At 68.1% G+C, this 16,172-nt stretch carries 12 protein-coding genes; 5 read left to right on the top strand and 7 right to left on the bottom strand.

All coding sequences use genetic code 11. The annotated features are described in order from the left end of the window. Nucleotides 1-41: 41 nt before the first annotated feature. Nucleotides 42-575 (top strand): hypothetical protein, encoded by a 534-nt coding sequence (locus tag BLS34_RS22845; protein ID WP_093154161.1) that lies wholly within the window; start codon nucleotides 42-44, stop codon nucleotides 573-575. A 64-nt stretch (nucleotides 576-639) separates the two neighbouring features. Here BLS34_RS22845 and BLS34_RS22840 read toward each other — a convergent pair whose 3' ends face one another. Next, the gene (locus BLS34_RS22840) at nucleotides 640-1,437 is read right to left on the bottom strand and encodes a metal ABC transporter permease (protein ID WP_028795121.1); all 798 of its coding nucleotides are present in this window, start codon (nucleotides 1,435-1,437) and stop codon (nucleotides 640-642) included. A gap of 4 nt (nucleotides 1,438-1,441) precedes the next feature. Beyond that, a complete protein-coding gene (locus BLS34_RS22835) occupies nucleotides 1,442-2,296 on the bottom strand; it encodes an ATP-binding cassette domain-containing protein (protein WP_093154159.1) in 855 nt (284 codons plus the stop codon). An 89-nt stretch (nucleotides 2,297-2,385) separates the two neighbouring features. Here BLS34_RS22835 and BLS34_RS22830 point away from each other — a divergent pair, with 89 nt between their 5' ends. Both BLS34_RS22830 and BLS34_RS22825 read left to right on the top strand, forming a co-directional pair. After that, nucleotides 2,386-3,342 carry a zinc ABC transporter substrate-binding protein gene (locus BLS34_RS22830; protein WP_215906196.1) on the top strand — a complete coding sequence of 319 codons (957 nt, stop codon included), beginning with the start codon at nucleotides 2,386-2,388 and terminating at the stop codon, nucleotides 3,340-3,342. 413 nt (nucleotides 3,343-3,755) lie between these two features. Continuing rightward, on the top strand, nucleotides 3,756-5,453 hold the full coding sequence (locus BLS34_RS22825; RefSeq protein WP_175474352.1) for a tetratricopeptide repeat-containing sulfotransferase family protein: 1,698 nt from the start codon (nucleotides 3,756-3,758) through the stop codon (nucleotides 5,451-5,453). 132 nt (nucleotides 5,454-5,585) lie between these two features. Here the strand turns inward: BLS34_RS22825 and BLS34_RS22820 are convergent, their stop codons facing one another. Further along, on the bottom strand, nucleotides 5,586-6,134 hold the full coding sequence (locus tag BLS34_RS22820; RefSeq protein WP_084618961.1) for a PAS domain-containing protein: 549 nt from the start codon (nucleotides 6,132-6,134) through the stop codon (nucleotides 5,586-5,588). 197 nt (nucleotides 6,135-6,331) lie between these two features. Between BLS34_RS22820 and BLS34_RS22815 the strand changes: the two genes are divergently transcribed. Together BLS34_RS22815 and BLS34_RS22810 are read left to right on the top strand one after the other, a co-directional pair. Then, nucleotides 6,332-6,577, top strand: a complete 246-nt coding sequence (locus BLS34_RS22815; RefSeq protein ID WP_139189433.1) for a hypothetical protein — start codon at nucleotides 6,332-6,334, stop codon at nucleotides 6,575-6,577. A gap of 170 nt (nucleotides 6,578-6,747) precedes the next feature. After that, on the top strand, nucleotides 6,748-7,257 hold the full coding sequence (locus tag BLS34_RS22810) for a PAS domain-containing protein (RefSeq protein WP_084618962.1): 510 nt from the start codon (nucleotides 6,748-6,750) through the stop codon (nucleotides 7,255-7,257). Nucleotides 7,258-7,263: 6 nt separating this feature from the next. Here BLS34_RS22810 and glgB read toward each other — a convergent pair whose 3' ends face one another. The 4 genes from glgB to glgX form a co-directional block, all read right to left on the bottom strand. After that, nucleotides 7,264-9,444: a 1,4-alpha-glucan branching protein GlgB gene (glgB, locus tag BLS34_RS22805; RefSeq protein WP_425441472.1), complete on the bottom strand. Its 2,181-nt coding sequence runs from the start codon at nucleotides 9,442-9,444 to the stop codon at nucleotides 7,264-7,266. A 98-nt stretch (nucleotides 9,445-9,542) separates the two neighbouring features. Further along, on the bottom strand, nucleotides 9,543-11,969 hold the full coding sequence (locus tag BLS34_RS22800) for a glycogen/starch/alpha-glucan phosphorylase (RefSeq protein WP_093154151.1): 2,427 nt from the start codon (nucleotides 11,967-11,969) through the stop codon (nucleotides 9,543-9,545). Between the two features lie 101 nt (nucleotides 11,970-12,070). After that, on the bottom strand, nucleotides 12,071-14,047 hold the full coding sequence (gene malQ, locus BLS34_RS22795) for a 4-alpha-glucanotransferase (RefSeq protein ID WP_093154149.1): 1,977 nt from the start codon (nucleotides 14,045-14,047) through the stop codon (nucleotides 12,071-12,073). Then, nucleotides 14,044-16,128, bottom strand: a complete 2,085-nt coding sequence (glgX, locus tag BLS34_RS22790; RefSeq protein ID WP_093154146.1) for a glycogen debranching protein GlgX — start codon at nucleotides 16,126-16,128, stop codon at nucleotides 14,044-14,046. Before glgX ends, malQ begins: the two co-directional genes overlap by 4 nt. Between the last annotated feature and the right edge of the window lie 44 nt (nucleotides 16,129-16,172).

The raw sequence follows: 16,172 nt of genomic DNA, 5'->3' as shown, positions 1-16,172 counted from the left end.
GATCCATCTAGCTGAGAGCCGGATTGGATCGCGAGGGCCGCATGCGCCTGTTTCTGAGCCTCTGCCTGCTGGTTCTCCCGGGCACCGCGCTGGCCGATGCCTGCGGTCCGCGTCTCGTGGCGACCTTCAGCGAGGGCGCGCCGGCGGACCGCTTCACCCTGACCAACACCAGCGATCCCGGCTGGTCGGTCACCGAGGTCGAGATCGATCTCGGCCCGTCGCGCGGGCGGGTCATCTTCGACGTCACCGAACGCGGTGCCGGGCTCAGCGTGTATCAGCCGTTCGAGGAGGCGACCGGCACGGCGGTCATCGCCGACCGCAGCGACGTCACCGACGGCGACAGCCTGCTGACCCTGCGGTTCAGCCGCTTCGCGCCGGGCGACAGCTTCGGCTTCACCATCGACCTGGACGACACCGCCGGCTTCGCGCCGACGGTCGTCTCCACCGACGAGATCGCCGAGGGCCGGGTCCGGGTCCGCTTCACCTCGGACCGGGGCGAGGCGACCCGGGAGGGGTATTTCGACGACAACAGCGAGGCCGATACCGGCCGGCTGGAAGGGTGCTTCGTGTCGTGATGGTGGGAACCGACTGGGTCGGCCCGTGCACCGGCCGCTCCTTCTAAACTCGCACTCCCCGGCCCTACCGGCCCAGGCGGAGTGCCGGTAGTGCCAGGCCCGCCCCGAACAGCAGGATCGCCGCCACCACGATCGACGGCCCCGAAGGCGTGTCCCATTGCAGCGAGGCGAACAGGCCGAGAACCACCGCCAGCACGCCGGTCAGGGCCGCCAGCACCGCCATCGCTTCCGGCGTCGCCGCCAGCCGACGCGCGGCCGCCGCAGGGATGATCAGCAGCGAAGTGATCAGCAGCACGCCCACCACCTTCATCGCCACCGCGATCACCAGCGCCATCAGCAGCATCAGCACCGCCCGCGCCCGCTCCGGGTGCATGCCCTCGGCCGCCGCCAGGTCCGGATGCACGGTGTCGGCGAGCAACGGCCGCCAGAACCAGAACAGCCCGGCCAGCACGACCGCGCCCCCGGCCCAGATCAGCGCGATGTCCGTCACCCCGACCGCCAGCACATCGCCGAACAGCAGCGCGGTCAGGTCGATCCGCACCCAGGTCATTAGCGCGACAAGCACGAGCCCGACCGCCAGGGTCCCATGCGACAGCAGCCCGAGCAGCGCGTCGGTCGACAAGGCCCCGCGCCGGTCGAGCAGCAGAAGCGCGCCGGCGATCGTCGCCGCCACCACGAAGACGCCGAAGACCGGGGCGACCTGCAGCACCAGCGACAGGGCGACGCCGAGCAGGCCGGCATGGGCCATGGTGTCGCCGAAATAGGCCATGCGCCGCCACACCACGAAGCAGCCCAGCGGACCGGCCGTCAGCGCGACGCCGATCCCGGCCAGCAAGGCGCGCACGAAGAAATCGTCAAGCATGGCCCTATCCGTGCCCCTCGTGCGCATGACCGTGGTGGTGCCCGTCATGGTGATGGGCATGGCCGTCGGTGATCGATCCGTCGGCGTTGCGGATGCGGCCGTCCGGCAGGTGGGTGTGGTCGTGCTGGTGCCGGTAGACCGCCAGCGCTCCCGCCGCGCGGCCACCGAACAGCCGCAGATATTCCGGGTTCTCCGCCACGGTCTGCGGCGTGCCCCGGCAGCAGACATGGCCGTTCAGGCAGACCACCGTGTCGGTCTCCGCCATGACCACGTGCAGGTCGTGGGAGATCAGCAGGATGCCGCAGCCGGACTCGTCGCGGATGCGCTTGATCAGGCCGTACAGGGTCACCTCGCCGGTGAAATCGACGCCCTGCACCGGTTCGTCCAGGATCAGCAGATCGGGCCGGCGCACCATGGCCCGGGCCAGCAGGGCGCGCTGGAACTCGCCGCCGGACAGCGACTGGACCTCGGCCTCGGCCAGGTGCGCGATGCCGACCGCGTCGAGTGCTGCCGCGATCTCCGCGGCGGACTGTCGGGAGGTCAGGGTCATCAGCCGGCGCACCGTGATCGGCAGGGTCCAGTCGATCTGGATCCTCTGCGGCACATAGCCGACCCGAAGCCCGCGACGGGTTTCCGCCCGCCCCTCATCGGCCCGCACGATCCCCGCCGCAACCTTGGCCGTCGTCGTCTTGCCCGACCCGTTCGGGCCGATCAGGGTGACGATCTCCCCCGGCCGGACGTCGAGATCCACATTGCGCGTGAGCCAGCGTCCGGCCCGGTGCACGCCGACGCCCGACAGGCGGACGAGCGGCCCATCCGGCGCATGCGAGACATCCGGCAGACTGGCGGCATTAGCCATCGGTGAACCCTTCGCTTCCCTCTTGCGCGGAGATATGACAGCGGCTACGAATGAGCGCAACGTTATAATATAACATTTCGGAGAGTCCGATGCGGAACCCCCTCACCGCCGCACCGATCCTGGCCGGTCTTCTGGCCGGTTTCGCCACCCCCGCCTGGGCCGAGCCCTCTGTGGTCGCCACCATCAAGCCGCTGCATTCCCTGGTCACCGCCGTGATGAAGGGGGTTGCCGAACCGACCCTGCTGATCCCGGGCACCACCTCCCCCCATACCTTCACCCTGAAACCCTCGGACGCCCGAAAGCTCGAGGAGGCGGGGGTGGTCTTCTGGATCGGCCCCGACCTTGAGACAGCGCTGGAGCATCCGCTGGAGACCCTGGCGGCCAAGGCGACGGTGGAGACGATGATGACCGCGCCGGGCATCACCCAGCGCGGCTTCGCCGACGGTGACGACCATGACCACGGGCACGACGCCGAGGACAAAGAGGAAGACGGCCACAAGGAGGCGGACGAGCACGGCCACAACCATGGCGCCCATGACCCGCATATCTGGCTGGATCCGTCGAATGCCGGCGCCATGGTGTCGGTGATCGCCAGCACCCTGAGCGCGGCCATGCCGGCTCACGCCGACACCTTCGCCGCCAACGCCGCCGAGACGATTGCCGCCCTCAGCCGTCTCGACGAGGAGGTCACCGCGACCCTGGAGCCGGTCTGGTTCAAACCCTACCTGACCTTCCACGACTCGCTCGGTCATTTCGAGGCGCGGTACGGTCTGGCAAAGGGCGAGGCGATCTCGGTCAACCCGGAGATCAAGCCGGGCGCGAAGCGGATCGCCGAGCTGCGCGAGGAGATCGAGGAGGACGGCTTCGTCTGCGTCTTCATCGAGCCGCAGTTCGATCCGTCGATCGCCGAGGTGATCGTGGAGGGCAGCGACGCGAAGATCGCCACCCTGGACCCGCTGGGCAGCGCCCTTGAGGACGGCCCGGGGATGTACCCCGCGCTGATCCGCGGCATTGCCCGGACCCTGCACGACTGCCTGGCCGATTAGCGCGCGCGGGTCCGCTCTATCTCGGCCATCTGAAGTAGTCGACGGGTCTCCGCCACATAGGGCCGGCCATGACGCTATCGGGGCCGAAGCGGCGGGCTGGAACGGGGAGGGTTCGGAGATCCGGAATGCGGCATGGCGGCAGTGCCCAGAGTTGAATCCATTGCCGCCGATTATGGAACCGCCCCCCCCCGGCGGCTGTCAAAGCCGACCCCGGCAGCCGCTTTCCCTCTCCACCGGAACGATAGAAGTTCCGGAATGCCACGGAAGACGCCACTGTCGAGTATCCCCCTCCGACGCCATTTATGTAGATACCGCAAGCCACCATCGTGGCTGCGCATCTTTTGAGAGCACGCCACTGTCAGTCTTTGCATCGCCGCTCAGCCGACCCGTCGGCAGACATGTGCGGCCGCCCCATGGCTAAGGCCTCTGCCCTTGAGGATGCGCTGGCCCAGGCGCGTTCCCATCACGCGGCGGGTCGGCTCAGACCGTCCCTGGCCGCATACGAAACAGCCTTGAGACTGGAGCCGGCCCATACGGACGCGCTGTTCGGGTCGGCCATGGTGCTGGCCGCCCTCGGCGCCACCGCGGCGGCGCTCGGCCAGGTGGACAAGGCCCTCGCCTACAGCCCCACCCGACCGGACATCGCCTTCGCCCGCGCCTCTCTTCTTCTGGAATCCGAGCGGCTGATCGCCAGCGAGCAGGCCTACCGCGACGCCCTGAGCCTGGCGGAAAGCCCGCGCGCGCTGCTGACCTTCGCCCAGGGCATGCGTCAGCTCGGCCGGCTCGACGCGGCAGAGACGGCGCTGCGCCGCGCGATCCAGCTGCTGCCGAGCCCCCCCGCCCTGCTCGCGCTGTCGGACGTGCTGATCGACCGGTACCGGGTCGGCGAAGCGGTGGCCGCCTGTCGCCGCGCCGCGATCCTCGCCCCCGGCCCGGCGGCGAGCCTGCGCCTCGGCACCCGGCTCCTGGAGGCCGGGCAGGCCGACGCGGCGCGCCGGGCGTTCCGGCAGGCCATCGTCCAGATGCCCACCAACACCGCGGCGCACTACAGTCTCGCCCGGATCACCCGCCATACCGGCGAGGACGCCAGGGTCCGAGATCTGATGCGCCTGGCCAGCACCTCCGAGCTGCCGGCGCGCCAGCGTGCCGACGTCCACTTCGCCCTCTTCAAAGTGCGCGAGGACCTCGGCGACACCGACGGCGCCTTTCAGCATCTCGCCCAGGCGAACGCCCTGGTGCGCGGCCAGCTCACTTACGCCACCGACGCCGATCAGCGCTATTTCGACCGCATCGGGCAGGCCTTCGATGCGGTCGGCGGCGCCGGTGCGACGGCGACCTCGGGGCCCGGCACCGGCCAGATCTTCGTGGTCGGCCTTCCGCGGTCCGGAACCACGCTGGTCGAGCAGATCCTCGCCAGCCACCCGATGGTGCATGGCGCCGGCGAGATCCAGAACCTGCGCCTGGCGATGCTCCGCGGGTTCGAGCGGGACAACCTCCAGGACGGCTTTCCCGATGGCGCCCGGCGGCTCGACACCGCCGGCTGGCACGCGGTGGGCGCGGCATACGTCGCCTCCCTGGAGCCGAGCGGCCGGCCGTTCACCGTGAACAAGACGCCGGGCAACTTCCAGATGGTCCCGGCGATCTGGTCGGCGCTTCCCGGCGCGCGGATCGTGCATTGTCGACGCAATCCGCTCGACACCTGCTTCTCGATCTTCCGGCACAATTTTGTCGGCTGGGGCCTGCACTATGCCTACGATCAGGAGGAGGTCGCCGCACTCTATGGCATCTACGACCGGTTCATGACCCATTGGGAGGAGCGCCGGCCCGGGGGCGTGTTCACCCTGTCCTACGAGACCCTCGTGGCGGATCCCGAAACGGTGGCGCGGACCCTTCTGGACTATTGCGGCCTGCCCTGGGACGACCGCTGCCTCGACTTCGCGAACACGCGGCGGATCGTGCGCACGGCCAGCGTCGAGCAGGTTCGACAGCCGATCCATACCCAGGCGATCGGGTCCTGGCGCCGCTACGCCCGCCACCTCGGCCCGATGCGCGCGCGGCTGCGTGCCGCCGGGATCGACGCGGAATCCCAGAGCCAAATCCGACCATATTGAATCATTTCATGATTCAATATGGTCAGTGAATTTGTCTCTAAAACAATGAGTTAGAGCAGATACACGCACGCTGACGCGATCACGAAGCGATCCCGTCACCGCACGATCTGCTCTAACTCATGCGGATCGCTGTCAGGCCTTCTGAGCGGGCCGGACACCGTTGGAGAAGATCGCGACGAAGACCTGATCGGCGTCTCCGCCCGGCCGTGTCGAGACCGGCAGCAGCACCCGTTCGGTGACGCTGAAATCCTTCTGAAAGACCTTGATCAGATGTGCCGTCGGCTCGCGACGGTCACGAACCTGGCGCAGGTCGGCGAGGAAACTCGAGCCGAACCGCGCATCGACCTCCGACGCGCGCCGGCCGGTCCAGTTCTCGCCTGTCAGATTGCCGACATAGGTGCCTTCGAGCCGGTTGCGGAAATCGTCCCGATCCGGCTCGTACTCGTAGACGCTGAGGTATCCAAGCCACCTGGTCAGATGCAGGGGGTCGAAGGCGCCCCGGTCCGGGACGCCGCCATCGCGTCGGCTGGACTGCCAATAGGCAAGAAGCGCGGCGGCCAGCGGGCTGAGATCGCGGTCCGACGTCTCCAGTCGCACGCTCGGCCTCTTGCCCAGCCGTTCCTCGCGTCGTTCCGCGACGCCCACCGGCAAGGGCGTGTCAGGTCGTCGGAAGATCTTCATGCCGGTCGGGTCGCTCCCTGGTACGCGAGACTGCTAGTGTTTTTGATTAAAACACAATCTAGAGCGGCGACGTAGCCCGGCAATCCGCCTCCGAATGGATGTGAATTTTCTCACACGATAACCAGCCGCCTGGACGGTTCGGCCTCGAATCACCTAAGGTTCATCCGCGCTGATTCCGGCGTCGGGCGGGACCTGGAATGTCTAGAAAAAACGTTGTCCTGAAGGCGATCGCAGAGGTGCTCGGGCGAAAGAGCTCCGCATATTCGGACCTCGCCAGTGCGATCGAGAACAACGACAACCTCAGCCTGATCCTCTGTCAGCAGACGCTGGAAAGCCTGCCGATCGAAACCAAGACCGCCCTTTGGTCGCGGGTCCGCGACCTGGAAGACGCCATGGCGAAAGGCCTGGTGGACGATGAGGACGATGCCCGGGGCATTGCCTGAGGCCGGTCGACCGACATACGATCAGCCTTAACGGATCCCTCATACTTGCGGATGTACGCTTCGGCTCCGCCGATTGCGTCAGTCCGTCGATGGACCAAGCGGGACGAGCCAGCCGCTAGCCGGAGACACGGAGATGTGCCTGCCGCCCCTTTTCCCTTGGATGTAAGCCGATGTCCCGACCGATAAGACAGGCGACAGGACGCTTTCGTCAGGAGCGATTGCAGATCCTCGATCCCGCAAGCGCGGAGACCGATCTGGCAACGCATGCAAGGGCGCTGGCGCTGCTGAAGGCCTGGCACAAGTGGCGCGGCGAGCGGCCGATACCCGAGCGCGCCGACGTCGACCCCATCGACATACCGGCGCTGCTGGAGCACATCCTGCTGCTTGAGGTGGAGGACGGCGACTTTCGATTCCGTCTGGTCGGCGAGACCATCGCCAGCCGCTACGCCGTCCGGATGAAGGGCCGGTCGATCTGCGAGCTGATGGGCGGCACCAGCCTCGACGAGACCCTTTACGAGCATCGACGCTGCGCCGAGGACCGCTGCGCGGTGCTGATCACCAATACCGAGGCGATGACCTCTCTCGGCGACATCCGAAGCTATACCCGCCTGCTGCTGCCCCTGGGCGGCACGGGCCGCAGGGCGGATCACATCATCGGCGTGATGCAGTTCTACCGCTGATCCCGCTCACCCCGTGTGCTCCAGAACCACGCCCGCCAGCGGCGGCAGGTCGACGACGATCGACTGGGCGAAGCCGTCCCAGGGGATGGTCTCGCTGTCCGCCGACTTGCGCACCGGCGCGCCGCTTCCGCCATAGGCCGTGGCGTCGGTGTTGATCCGCAGGCTCCAGCTTCCGCCGGCCGGAACGCCGAGGCGCCAGCCCGGGCGCGGCATCGGCGTGAAATTGAACGCGGCGGCCACCGGGGCGTCCCCCTGCTCTCCGTACCGGGCCCAGGCGATCACGGATTCAGCCTCCGCCCCGCCGTTGATCCAGCCGAAGCCGTCCTCGCGCGCGTCGCGCCGGTACAGGGCCGGCAGGTCGCGGTAGAGCCGGTTCAGGTCGCGCACCAGTGTCTTCAACCCGGCATGATCGCCGGACTCCAGCGCCGCCCAGTCCAGCTCGGCGTCGTGGTTCCATTCCTTGGCCTGGCCGAACTCGCCGCCCATGAACAACAGCTTCTTGCCCGGATGGGTCCACATGTAGGCATAGTAGGTCCGCAGGTTGGCGAAGCGCTGCCCACGGTCGCCCGGCATCCGGCCGAGCAGCGAGCCCTTGCCGTGCACCACCTCGTCATGGCTCAGCGGCAGGATGAAGTTCTCGCTGAACGCATAATGCAGCCCGAAGGTCATCTTCGAGTGGTGATAGCGCCGGTGGACCGGGTCCTCCTTCATGTACTCCAGGGTGTCGTTCATCCACCCCATGTTCCACTTGAAGCCGAAACCGAGCCCGTCCTCGCTGGTCGGCCGGGTCACCCCGGGCCAGGCGGTGGATTCCTCGGCGATGGTCATGACCGAGCTGTCGGCGCCGTAGACCACCTCGTTCATCCGCTTCAGCAGGGCGATCGCCTCGAGGTTCTCGCGCCCGCCATGGATGTTGGGCACCCATTCGCCGTCGTCGCGGCTGTAGTCGCGGTACAGCATGGAGGCCACGGCATCGACCCGCAGGCCATCGGCGTGGTGCGCCTCCAGCCAGTACAGGGCGTTGGCGATCAGGAAGTTCGACACCTCGCGCCGGCCGTAATTGTAGATCAGCGTGTTCCAGTCCTTGTGGAACCCCTCGCGCGGATCGGCATGCTCGTAGAGCGGCGTGCCGTCGAACTGGCCGAGCCCATGCGGGTCGCTCGGGAAGTGGCCGGGCACCCAGTCGAGGATCAGGCCGAGCCCGTGGGCGTGGCAGGCGGCGACGAAATCGCGGAACTCCTCGGGACGGCCGAAACGGATCGACGGCGCGAACAACCCGACCGGCTGATAACCCCAGGAACCGTCGAACGGAAATTCCGAGATCGGCATCACCTCGATATGGGTGAAGCCCATCTCGGCCACGTATGGCACCAGTTCCTCGGCCAGCTCCTTGTAGGACAGCATGCGGCCGTCCTCTTCCCAGCGCCGCTTCCACGATCCCAGGTGAACCTCATAGATGGAGATCGGAGCGTCGACCCGGTTGCGGGCGGCACGGGCTTGCATCCATTCCCCGTCAGGCCAACCGTAGCCGCGCAGGTCGCGCACGATGGAGGATGTCTCGGGCGGATGCTGCGAGCCGAAGCCGATCGGATCGGCCTTCAGCGGCAGCAGCTTCCCGCCGGGACCGCGGATCTCGTATTTGTACTGGGTGCCGGCCTCGATGCCGGGCAGGAAGATTTCCCACACACCGGTGGCGCCGCGCCGGCGCATCACATGCCGGCGGCCGTCCCAGGCGTTGAACTCGCCGACGACCGAGACCCGCATCGCATGGGGCGCCCAGACGGCAAAATGCACACCGTCCACGCCCTCGTGTGTCATCGGATGGGCACCGAGAATCTGCCACAGGCGCAGGTGGCTGCCTTCGGAGAGGTAGTATTCGTCCTGCTCGCCGATCACCGGCGGAAAGGCGTAGGGGTCGACCACCTCCCAGGTATCCTGGCCCCGATGGGCGCGCAGGCTGTACGGGCCGGGATGGCTGCCGAGTCTGCCGGCGAAGACCCCCTCCGCCCCGGCGGGCGCCAGGTCGGCTACCGGTTTACCGGACGTTCCGGAAATCAGCTCGACGCGCTCGGCGCCGGGCAGGAAGGCCCGCACGACGACGCCGTCGTCCTGCGGATGGATGCCAAGAACCGAGAACGGATCCGGGAAGATTCCCCGGGCGATATCGGCGGCGGTGGTCGGATCGATGAGCTGTGTCTCGTCGGTCATGGATCTCCGCTTTGCCGTCTGTTGTCAGGTCGACGTCTCCGCCTGTCGAGGCGGGCGGACGGTCGACGCCGCGGGCGTTACACCCGCGCGTCCACCTCCCAGACGTCCTTCGCGTAGCCGCGGATCGTGCGGTCGGAAGAGAACCACCCCATTGGGGCGGTATTGAGGACGGCACTTCTGGCCCAGGCGTTCTTGTCGGCCCAGGCGGCATCGACCTCGCGCTGCGCCGCGTAATAGGCGTCGAAGTCGGCACAGACCATGAACCAGTCATGGCCCCGCAGATTGTCCACCAGCGCGCGATAGCGCTCCGGGTCCTCCGGTGAGAAGAGCCCCGAAGCGATCTGCTCCACCACCTCGGCCAGGCGCGGCGATGCGGCGATCGCCGCCGAGGGGTCGTATCCCTGCTCGCGCGCCTCGGTGACTTCGTCGGCGGTCTTGCCGAAGATGAAGATGTTCTCGTCGCCGACCCGCTCGCGGATCTCCACATTGGCGCCGTCCAGGGTGCCGATGGTCAGCGCGCCGTTCATGGCGAACTTCATGTTGCCGGTGCCCGACGCCTCCATCCCGGCGGTGGAGATCTGCTCGCTGAGATCGGCGGCGGGGATCAGCACCTCGGCCATGGAGACGTTGTAGTTCGGCGGATAGACGATCGCGAGCCGGTCTCGGGTCTCCTCGTCGGCGTTCACCGTGCGGCCGATATCGTTGATCAGCTTGATGATCAGCTTGGCCATGGCATAGCCGGGCGCGGCCTTGCCGCCGAAGATCCGCACCCGCGGCGCGAAGGGGGCCGAGGGGTTGCGCTTCATCTCGTTCCAGGCGGCCGCCGCCTCCAAGATGTTCATGAGCTGGCGCTTGTATTCGTGAATGCGCTTGATCTGGATGTCGAACATCGCCGTCGGGTCGACGGTGATGTCCAGCTTGGCCTTCAGATATTTCGTCAGCAGGTCCTTGTTGGTCTGCTTGGCCTTGGAGAAGCGTGTCCGGAAGCCGGCATCGTCGGCCAGGGGTGCTATGACCTTGAGCTGTTCCAGATCGGTCTCCCAGCCATGCCCGACCGCCTCGGTCAGCAGGCTGGCCAGCGCCGGGTTGCAGCCGGCGAGCCAGCGCCGCGGCGTCACGCCGTTGGTCTGGTTCACGATCCGGTCCGGATGCAGCGCGTGCAGGTCGCGGAAGACGGTGCGCTTCATCAGGTCGGTATGCAGGGCCGACACGCCGTTGACCTTGCGCGCGGAGATGAAGGCGAGGTCGCCCATGCGCACGTTGCCGCCGTCGATGATCTTCACGCTGTCCGGCCGCGGCTGGTTGGCGGCATGGGTCGAGACCGCGTGGGCCTCGTCGATGCGCTCGATAAGCTGCATGTGGCGCGGCAGCACGCGCCACATGAGGTCGACCGGCCAGCGCTCCAGCGCCTCCGGCATCAGGGTGTGGTTGGTGTAATGCAGGCATCCGCGCGCCACCAGGAACGCCTCGTCGAACTCGAGCCCATGCTCGTCGACCAGGATGCGCACCAGTTCCGGACCGGCGATCGCCGGGTGGGTGTCGTTGAGCTGGACCGCGACCTTTTCCGGCAGCTTGCGGATGTCCTTGTGGTGGGCAACGAACCGGCGCACCAGATCGCGCAGGGAGGCGGCGGTGAAGAAAAACTCCTGCTTCAGGCGCAGTTCCTTGCCCTGGGGCGTGCTGTCGTCGGGATAGAGCACCCGGCTGATGGTCTCGGCCAGCACCGCCGGAGCCGCCGCCGCCAGATAGTCGCCGCGCGAGAACGGCTCGAGGTCGTAGACCTGGGTCGCCTGGGCCGACCACAGGCGCAGGGTATTCACCCAGCGGCCTCGCCAGCCGGGCACCGGTGTGTCGTAGGCGGCCGCAAGAACCGTCTCCGCCGGCTCCCAGACCGTGCGTCCGTCCTCCTTCTGGCGGACCTCGCCGCCGAAGCCGATCGGATAGACGCTTTCGGAGCGCTGGAACTCCCAGGGATGCACCTGGGTCAGCCAGTCCTCGGGCTGCTCGATCTGCCAGCCTTCGCGGAAGCGCTGCTTGAACAGGCCATGCTCGTAGCGGATGCCATAGCCGTAGGCGGCGACCCCGACGGTCGACATGCTGTCCAGGAAGCAGGCCGCCAGCCGGCCCAGACCGCCGTTGCCGAGGGCGGCGTCGGGCTCGTCGTCGACCACCTCGTCGTAGTTCACGCCGAAGCGGTACATGGCGCGGCGGGCATGGTCCTCGATGCCGAGATTGAGAACCGCATCCTCCAGCAGCCGACCGATCAGGAACTCCATCGAGAGGTAATAGACCCGCTTGCGGTCTTCGGCGTAGATCCGACGCGTGGTCTCGAACCAGGGATCGACCACGAGATCCCGCACCGCCCGCGACAGGGCCATGCGCCAGTCCGCCAGGGAGGCCGCCGCCGTGGTCTTGCCGATCGAGTAGAGCAGGTGGTCGTGGATGGCGTTTTCCAGATCTCCGGACGCTGTCCGCGCCCGAGCCAGGGCCTGCAATCCATGCATATGAAGTATCCCTTCGCTATCACCTGCGATATCCGAAACCCCACCGGCCGGCCGGTGGAATCCGTACCCGTCTCGTTCTGCTGCGTTTCCCGCCCGCTTCTCTATCTATCGCGCGCTCGGCGATTTTCCACCGAGCGCCGCACGGGTTCCAAGGCGGGGACTTCTTCCAGATCCCCTATCGCCACGGGGCATTTTAGGCGCCAGTTCGGGTATTCGTCGACCGTTCCCGGAAAATTGGGCTGCTCGAGCCGGGCGAAAACGTCGTCGAGCTGCACGGCGATCAGGTCCGACGCGCCGTCCCCGAGGGCGGCGTGAAGACGGGCGACATGGGCCGCGTCCAGGTCCTGCGGCGGCTCGTCCGCGGCGCCGTCGACCAGCCAGTGCAGCCGCCTGCGGTCCCAGTCCCGCCGCTGGCGGGCCCCCGCCGCGGCCTCCGCGTCGAGCTGGCCGAATGCCTGCTGCCGTTCGATCTCCCACCCCTGCCAGAAGCCGCGCACCGTCGGGGTATCGTGGGTGGAGAAGCTGGCCAGAGTCGCGGTGCGGTACTCGGACGGGTGTGTCAGGTCGCCGTCGGGATCGCGTTCGAACTGGGCGACCGAGCAGCCATAGAGCCGCGACTCGGCGAGCCGGTCGCGCAGACCCTCCGGAAGAACGCCCAGGTCCTCGCCGATGATGATGCAGCCCGCGTGAAACGCCTCCACCTTGGTGAGGGCGAGCAGGAGATCGGTCGGATAGCGCACATAGGCGCCGGGGGTTCCGTCCTCCGGCACCCAGAAGCAGCGCATGAAGCCGAGCACATGATCGATCCGCGCGAGGCCGGCATGGCCGACCACGGCGCGCATCGCGTCGACGAAGGGCCGGAACAGGTCGTTCTGCAATCCGAGCGGCGAGATCGGCGCCAGACCCCAGACCTGCCCCTTGGCGTTGAACTGATCCGGCGGCGTGCCGAGCGACACGCCCCGGGCAAAGAAATTCGGCTCGCCCCAGACCTCGGCCCCGTCCGGGCGGACGCCGATGGCGAGATCGACATACAGGCCGAGCGCCATCCCCGCCGACCTGGCGCTGCGCTGGGCCGAGGCGAGCTGGCTGTCGGCGAGCCACTGCAGATAGGCGTGGTACTCGACCTCGCGCTCGTTCTCGGCGGCGAAACGCAGCACGGCCGAGGCGGTCGGATGCTTCAGCGTCTCCGGCCAGGCGCGCCAGTCCGCCCCATGGACCAGGGACAGGGCCTCGAAGGTGGCGAAATCCTGCAGCGCCGCGCCGGACCGCGCACGGAAGGCGCGGAAATCCTCCGCCGCCACGGTGTCCATCCGTCGATGCTGCTCACGCAGCAGCCGGTCCAAGGCATGCCGCCCGCCGGCGTAGTCGATCTGCTGCCGCGCGCGCAGATCGGCCCCCTCCTCGGCATCGTCCAGGGGCGCGATGTGGCTGGTGTTGAGGAAGCCGCGATGGGTCGGCGAATACGGGCTGATCGTCCCCGACGCCGCCCCAAGGGCATGCACCGGATTGATGCCGAGGAAATCCACACCCTGCCTGCCCAGCGCCTCGGCGGCCGCCCCGAGATCGCGATAGGTCCCTATGCCTAGGTTCTCGTCCGACCGCAGACCATAGAGGGCCGTCGTAACCCCCCATCTCGGCGCCGCCAGGCCCCGCGCCGCCAGATCCGGAGCCGCGTCGGGGGCCGCGACGACGAGGGTCTGTCGCTCCTGGACGATGAGCACATGCAGACCGACCGCCAGGGCCGGCAGGGCGATCACACCCTCCTGGGAACGGCCGCCATGCAGGCGCTCGGCGGTCCGGGGATCGGGGGCCAGGCGCCATTCGACGTCCCAACCCTGAATCCTCAGGTCCGCCGGCTCGCCCGCCCTGACGACCACGGCGGCGGGCAGCGACCGGACCGCCGCCTCGGCCTGCAGGTGCCCCAGGGTCTCGCCCGGATGATCCGCATCCAGGCCCATCGCGGCGAGCAGGGCGCGCTTGGTGTCCGCCGAGGCGACATGCTCGACGGCAGCGAGGTCGCGATAGCGATCGAAGATACCGGCATGGGCGGCGAGTGCGTCCAGGGCGGTGTCTGTCATTCGGTCGTCCCGTTTCGGTTCAAGGCAAAGATCACGACGCTTTCCGCGGTCACGGATTCCTGCTCGCGCACCGGCCGCTCCTCCTCGGTCGGCGCCGCCGTGTCGAGGCAGCGGATCCAGGCCCGTCCGTCCGGCGCTTCGGGCAGGGCGAGGGAGCGGTCGCGGTTCCCCGCATTGAACGCCAGGAACACGTCGTCGTCGATCAGCGACGGGTTGGCCGCCTCGGCCGAGCCCCGCACCCGCAGGCAGAAGATGCCCAGCCCCGGGTCGCGCCAGTTGACGGCGCCGCCGTCGAAGGCCCGCCAGATCACATCGGGCTGGCCGTCCTCGGCCCGGACGCGGCCGTGCAGGAAGCGGCCCTGGCGCAGGGCGGGATGGGATCTGCGCAGCGCCGTCAACCGCTGGACGAAGGCCAGCAGGTCCCGGTCGGCATTGGGCCAGTCGATCCAGCCGATCTCGTTGTCCTGGCAATAGGCGTTGTTGTTCCCGCCCTGGCTGTTGGCGATCTCGTCGCCGGCGAGCAGCATCGGCGTTCCCTGCGAGACCAGCAGGGTGGTCAGGATGTTGCGCCGCCGCCGGTCCCGGCGCGCCAGGATCTGCGGATCCTCGCTCGGCCCTTCGGCCCCGCAATTGTCGCTGTAATTGCCCTCGTGGCCGTCGCGATTGTCCTCGCCGTTGGCCTCGTTGTGCTTCTCGTTATAGGCGGTGACGTCGGCCAGGGTGAAACCGTCATGGGCGGTGATCAGGTTCAGCGAGCTCCAGGCCGGGCGCCCTCCCTCGTCGAACAGCTCCGCCGAGCCCAGCAGCCGGGCCGCCAGGCCATGGGCGCCGTGGTCGTCGCCGCGCCAGAACTTGCGCACCTCGTCGCGATAGCGGTCGTTCCACTCGGCGAAGGGGAACGGAAAGCCGCCCAGCCGATAGCCGCCCGGGCCGATATCCCAAGGCTCGGCGATCAGCTTCACACCCGACAGGACCGGGTCCTGGGTCATGGCGTCCAGCAGGCCGGCGCTCGCCTCGAACCCCTTCTCCTCGCGGCCGAGCACCGTGGCGAGGTCGAAGCGGAACCCGTCGACGCCCATCTGCTCGACCCAGTAGCGCAGGCTGTCGAGCACCAGCCGGGTGACGAACGGATGGGCGGTGTTCAGCGTATGGCCGCAGCCGGTGTCGTCGGCGTAGTAGCGGGGCCGCCCGCGCTGCAGGCGGTAATAGGCGGCGTTGTCGAGGCCGCGGAACGACACCGTCGGGCCGCGCTGGTCGGCCTCGCCGGTGTGGTTGTAGACCACGTCCATCAGGACCTCGATCCCGGCGTCGTGCAGCCGTTTGACCGCCTCGCGGAAGCCCTCCACGCCGGACGGGCCGGCATAGCGGGCATCGGGCACGAAATAGGCGATCGGGCTGTAGCCCCAGTAGTTCACCAGTCCCTTATCGGCCAGGAACCCCTCGTCCAGGATTCCCTGGATCGGCAACAGCTCGACGGCGGTCACGCCCAGCGCCCGCAGATGCTCGATCACCTTGGGGTGGCCGAGCGCGTCATAGGTCCCGCGCAGCGGGGCGTCGACCGCCTCGAACTGTTTGGTCAGGCCCTTCACGTGGGCCTCGTAGATGATGCTGTCGGCCCAGGGCGTGCGCGGGCGAGACCCGCCCCCCGCCGGGGCCGCCGGATCCAGCACCACGCTTTTCGGCACGAAGGGCGCGCTGTCCCGGCCGTCGAAGGAGAGATCCTCGTCGGCCGCCCGCACGTCGAAGCCGTACAGCGCGTCGCTTTGTACGAAGGCGCCGTCCAGGGCCCTGGCATAGGGATCGAGAAGAAGCTTGTTCGGGTTGAAGCGTTGGCCGCGCTCCGGCGCGTAGCCGCCATGCGCCCGATAGCCGTAGCGCGTGCCGGCCTTCAGGCCGGGCAGGTAGCCGTGCCAGACCGGCCCGCTGTGCTCCGGGAGGTCAAGCTTCTCGGTCTCATTGCCTTCGACATCGAAAAGGCAGAGCTCGATCCGCGCGGCGTTCTCGGAAAAGACAGCGAAGCTCACCCCGTCGCGGTCGGCATGGGCGCCGAGGCGATGATAGTCGCCGGCCAGGATCTCCAATGAGAACTCCTTCAGGGTGGCTAACGCGCGATGATATCAAGCAT

It is taken from the genome of Thalassobaculum litoreum DSM 18839, from assembly GCF_900102465.1.
Taxonomy (GTDB): domain Bacteria; phylum Pseudomonadota; class Alphaproteobacteria; order Thalassobaculales; family Thalassobaculaceae; genus Thalassobaculum; species Thalassobaculum litoreum.
The sequence above is the reverse complement of the archived record's forward strand: the minus strand, read 5'-3'. Positions and strand labels throughout refer to the sequence as shown.

Excerpts from the sequence above, each read along its gene's own strand:
- BLS34_RS22845 (WP_093154161.1), top strand. The coding sequence starts at position 42 with ATGCGCCTGTTTCTGAGCCTCTGCCTGCTGGTTCTCCCGGGCACCGCG.
- BLS34_RS22840 (WP_028795121.1), bottom strand. The coding sequence starts at position 1,437 with ATGCTTGACGATTTCTTCGTGCGCGCCTTGCTGGCCGGGATCGGCGTC.
- BLS34_RS22835 (WP_093154159.1), bottom strand. The coding sequence starts at position 2,296 with ATGGCTAATGCCGCCAGTCTGCCGGATGTCTCGCATGCGCCGGATGGG.
- BLS34_RS22830 (WP_215906196.1), top strand. The coding sequence starts at position 2,386 with ATGCGGAACCCCCTCACCGCCGCACCGATCCTGGCCGGTCTTCTGGCC.
- BLS34_RS22825 (WP_175474352.1), top strand. The coding sequence starts at position 3,756 with ATGGCTAAGGCCTCTGCCCTTGAGGATGCGCTGGCCCAGGCGCGTTCC.
- BLS34_RS22820 (WP_084618961.1), bottom strand. The coding sequence starts at position 6,134 with ATGAAGATCTTCCGACGACCTGACACGCCCTTGCCGGTGGGCGTCGCG.
- BLS34_RS22815 (WP_139189433.1), top strand. The coding sequence starts at position 6,332 with ATGTCTAGAAAAAACGTTGTCCTGAAGGCGATCGCAGAGGTGCTCGGG.
- BLS34_RS22810 (WP_084618962.1), top strand. The coding sequence starts at position 6,748 with ATGTCCCGACCGATAAGACAGGCGACAGGACGCTTTCGTCAGGAGCGA.
- BLS34_RS22800 (WP_093154151.1), bottom strand. The coding sequence starts at position 11,969 with ATGCATGGATTGCAGGCCCTGGCTCGGGCGCGGACAGCGTCCGGAGAT.
- malQ (WP_093154149.1), bottom strand. The coding sequence starts at position 14,047 with ATGACAGACACCGCCCTGGACGCACTCGCCGCCCATGCCGGTATCTTC.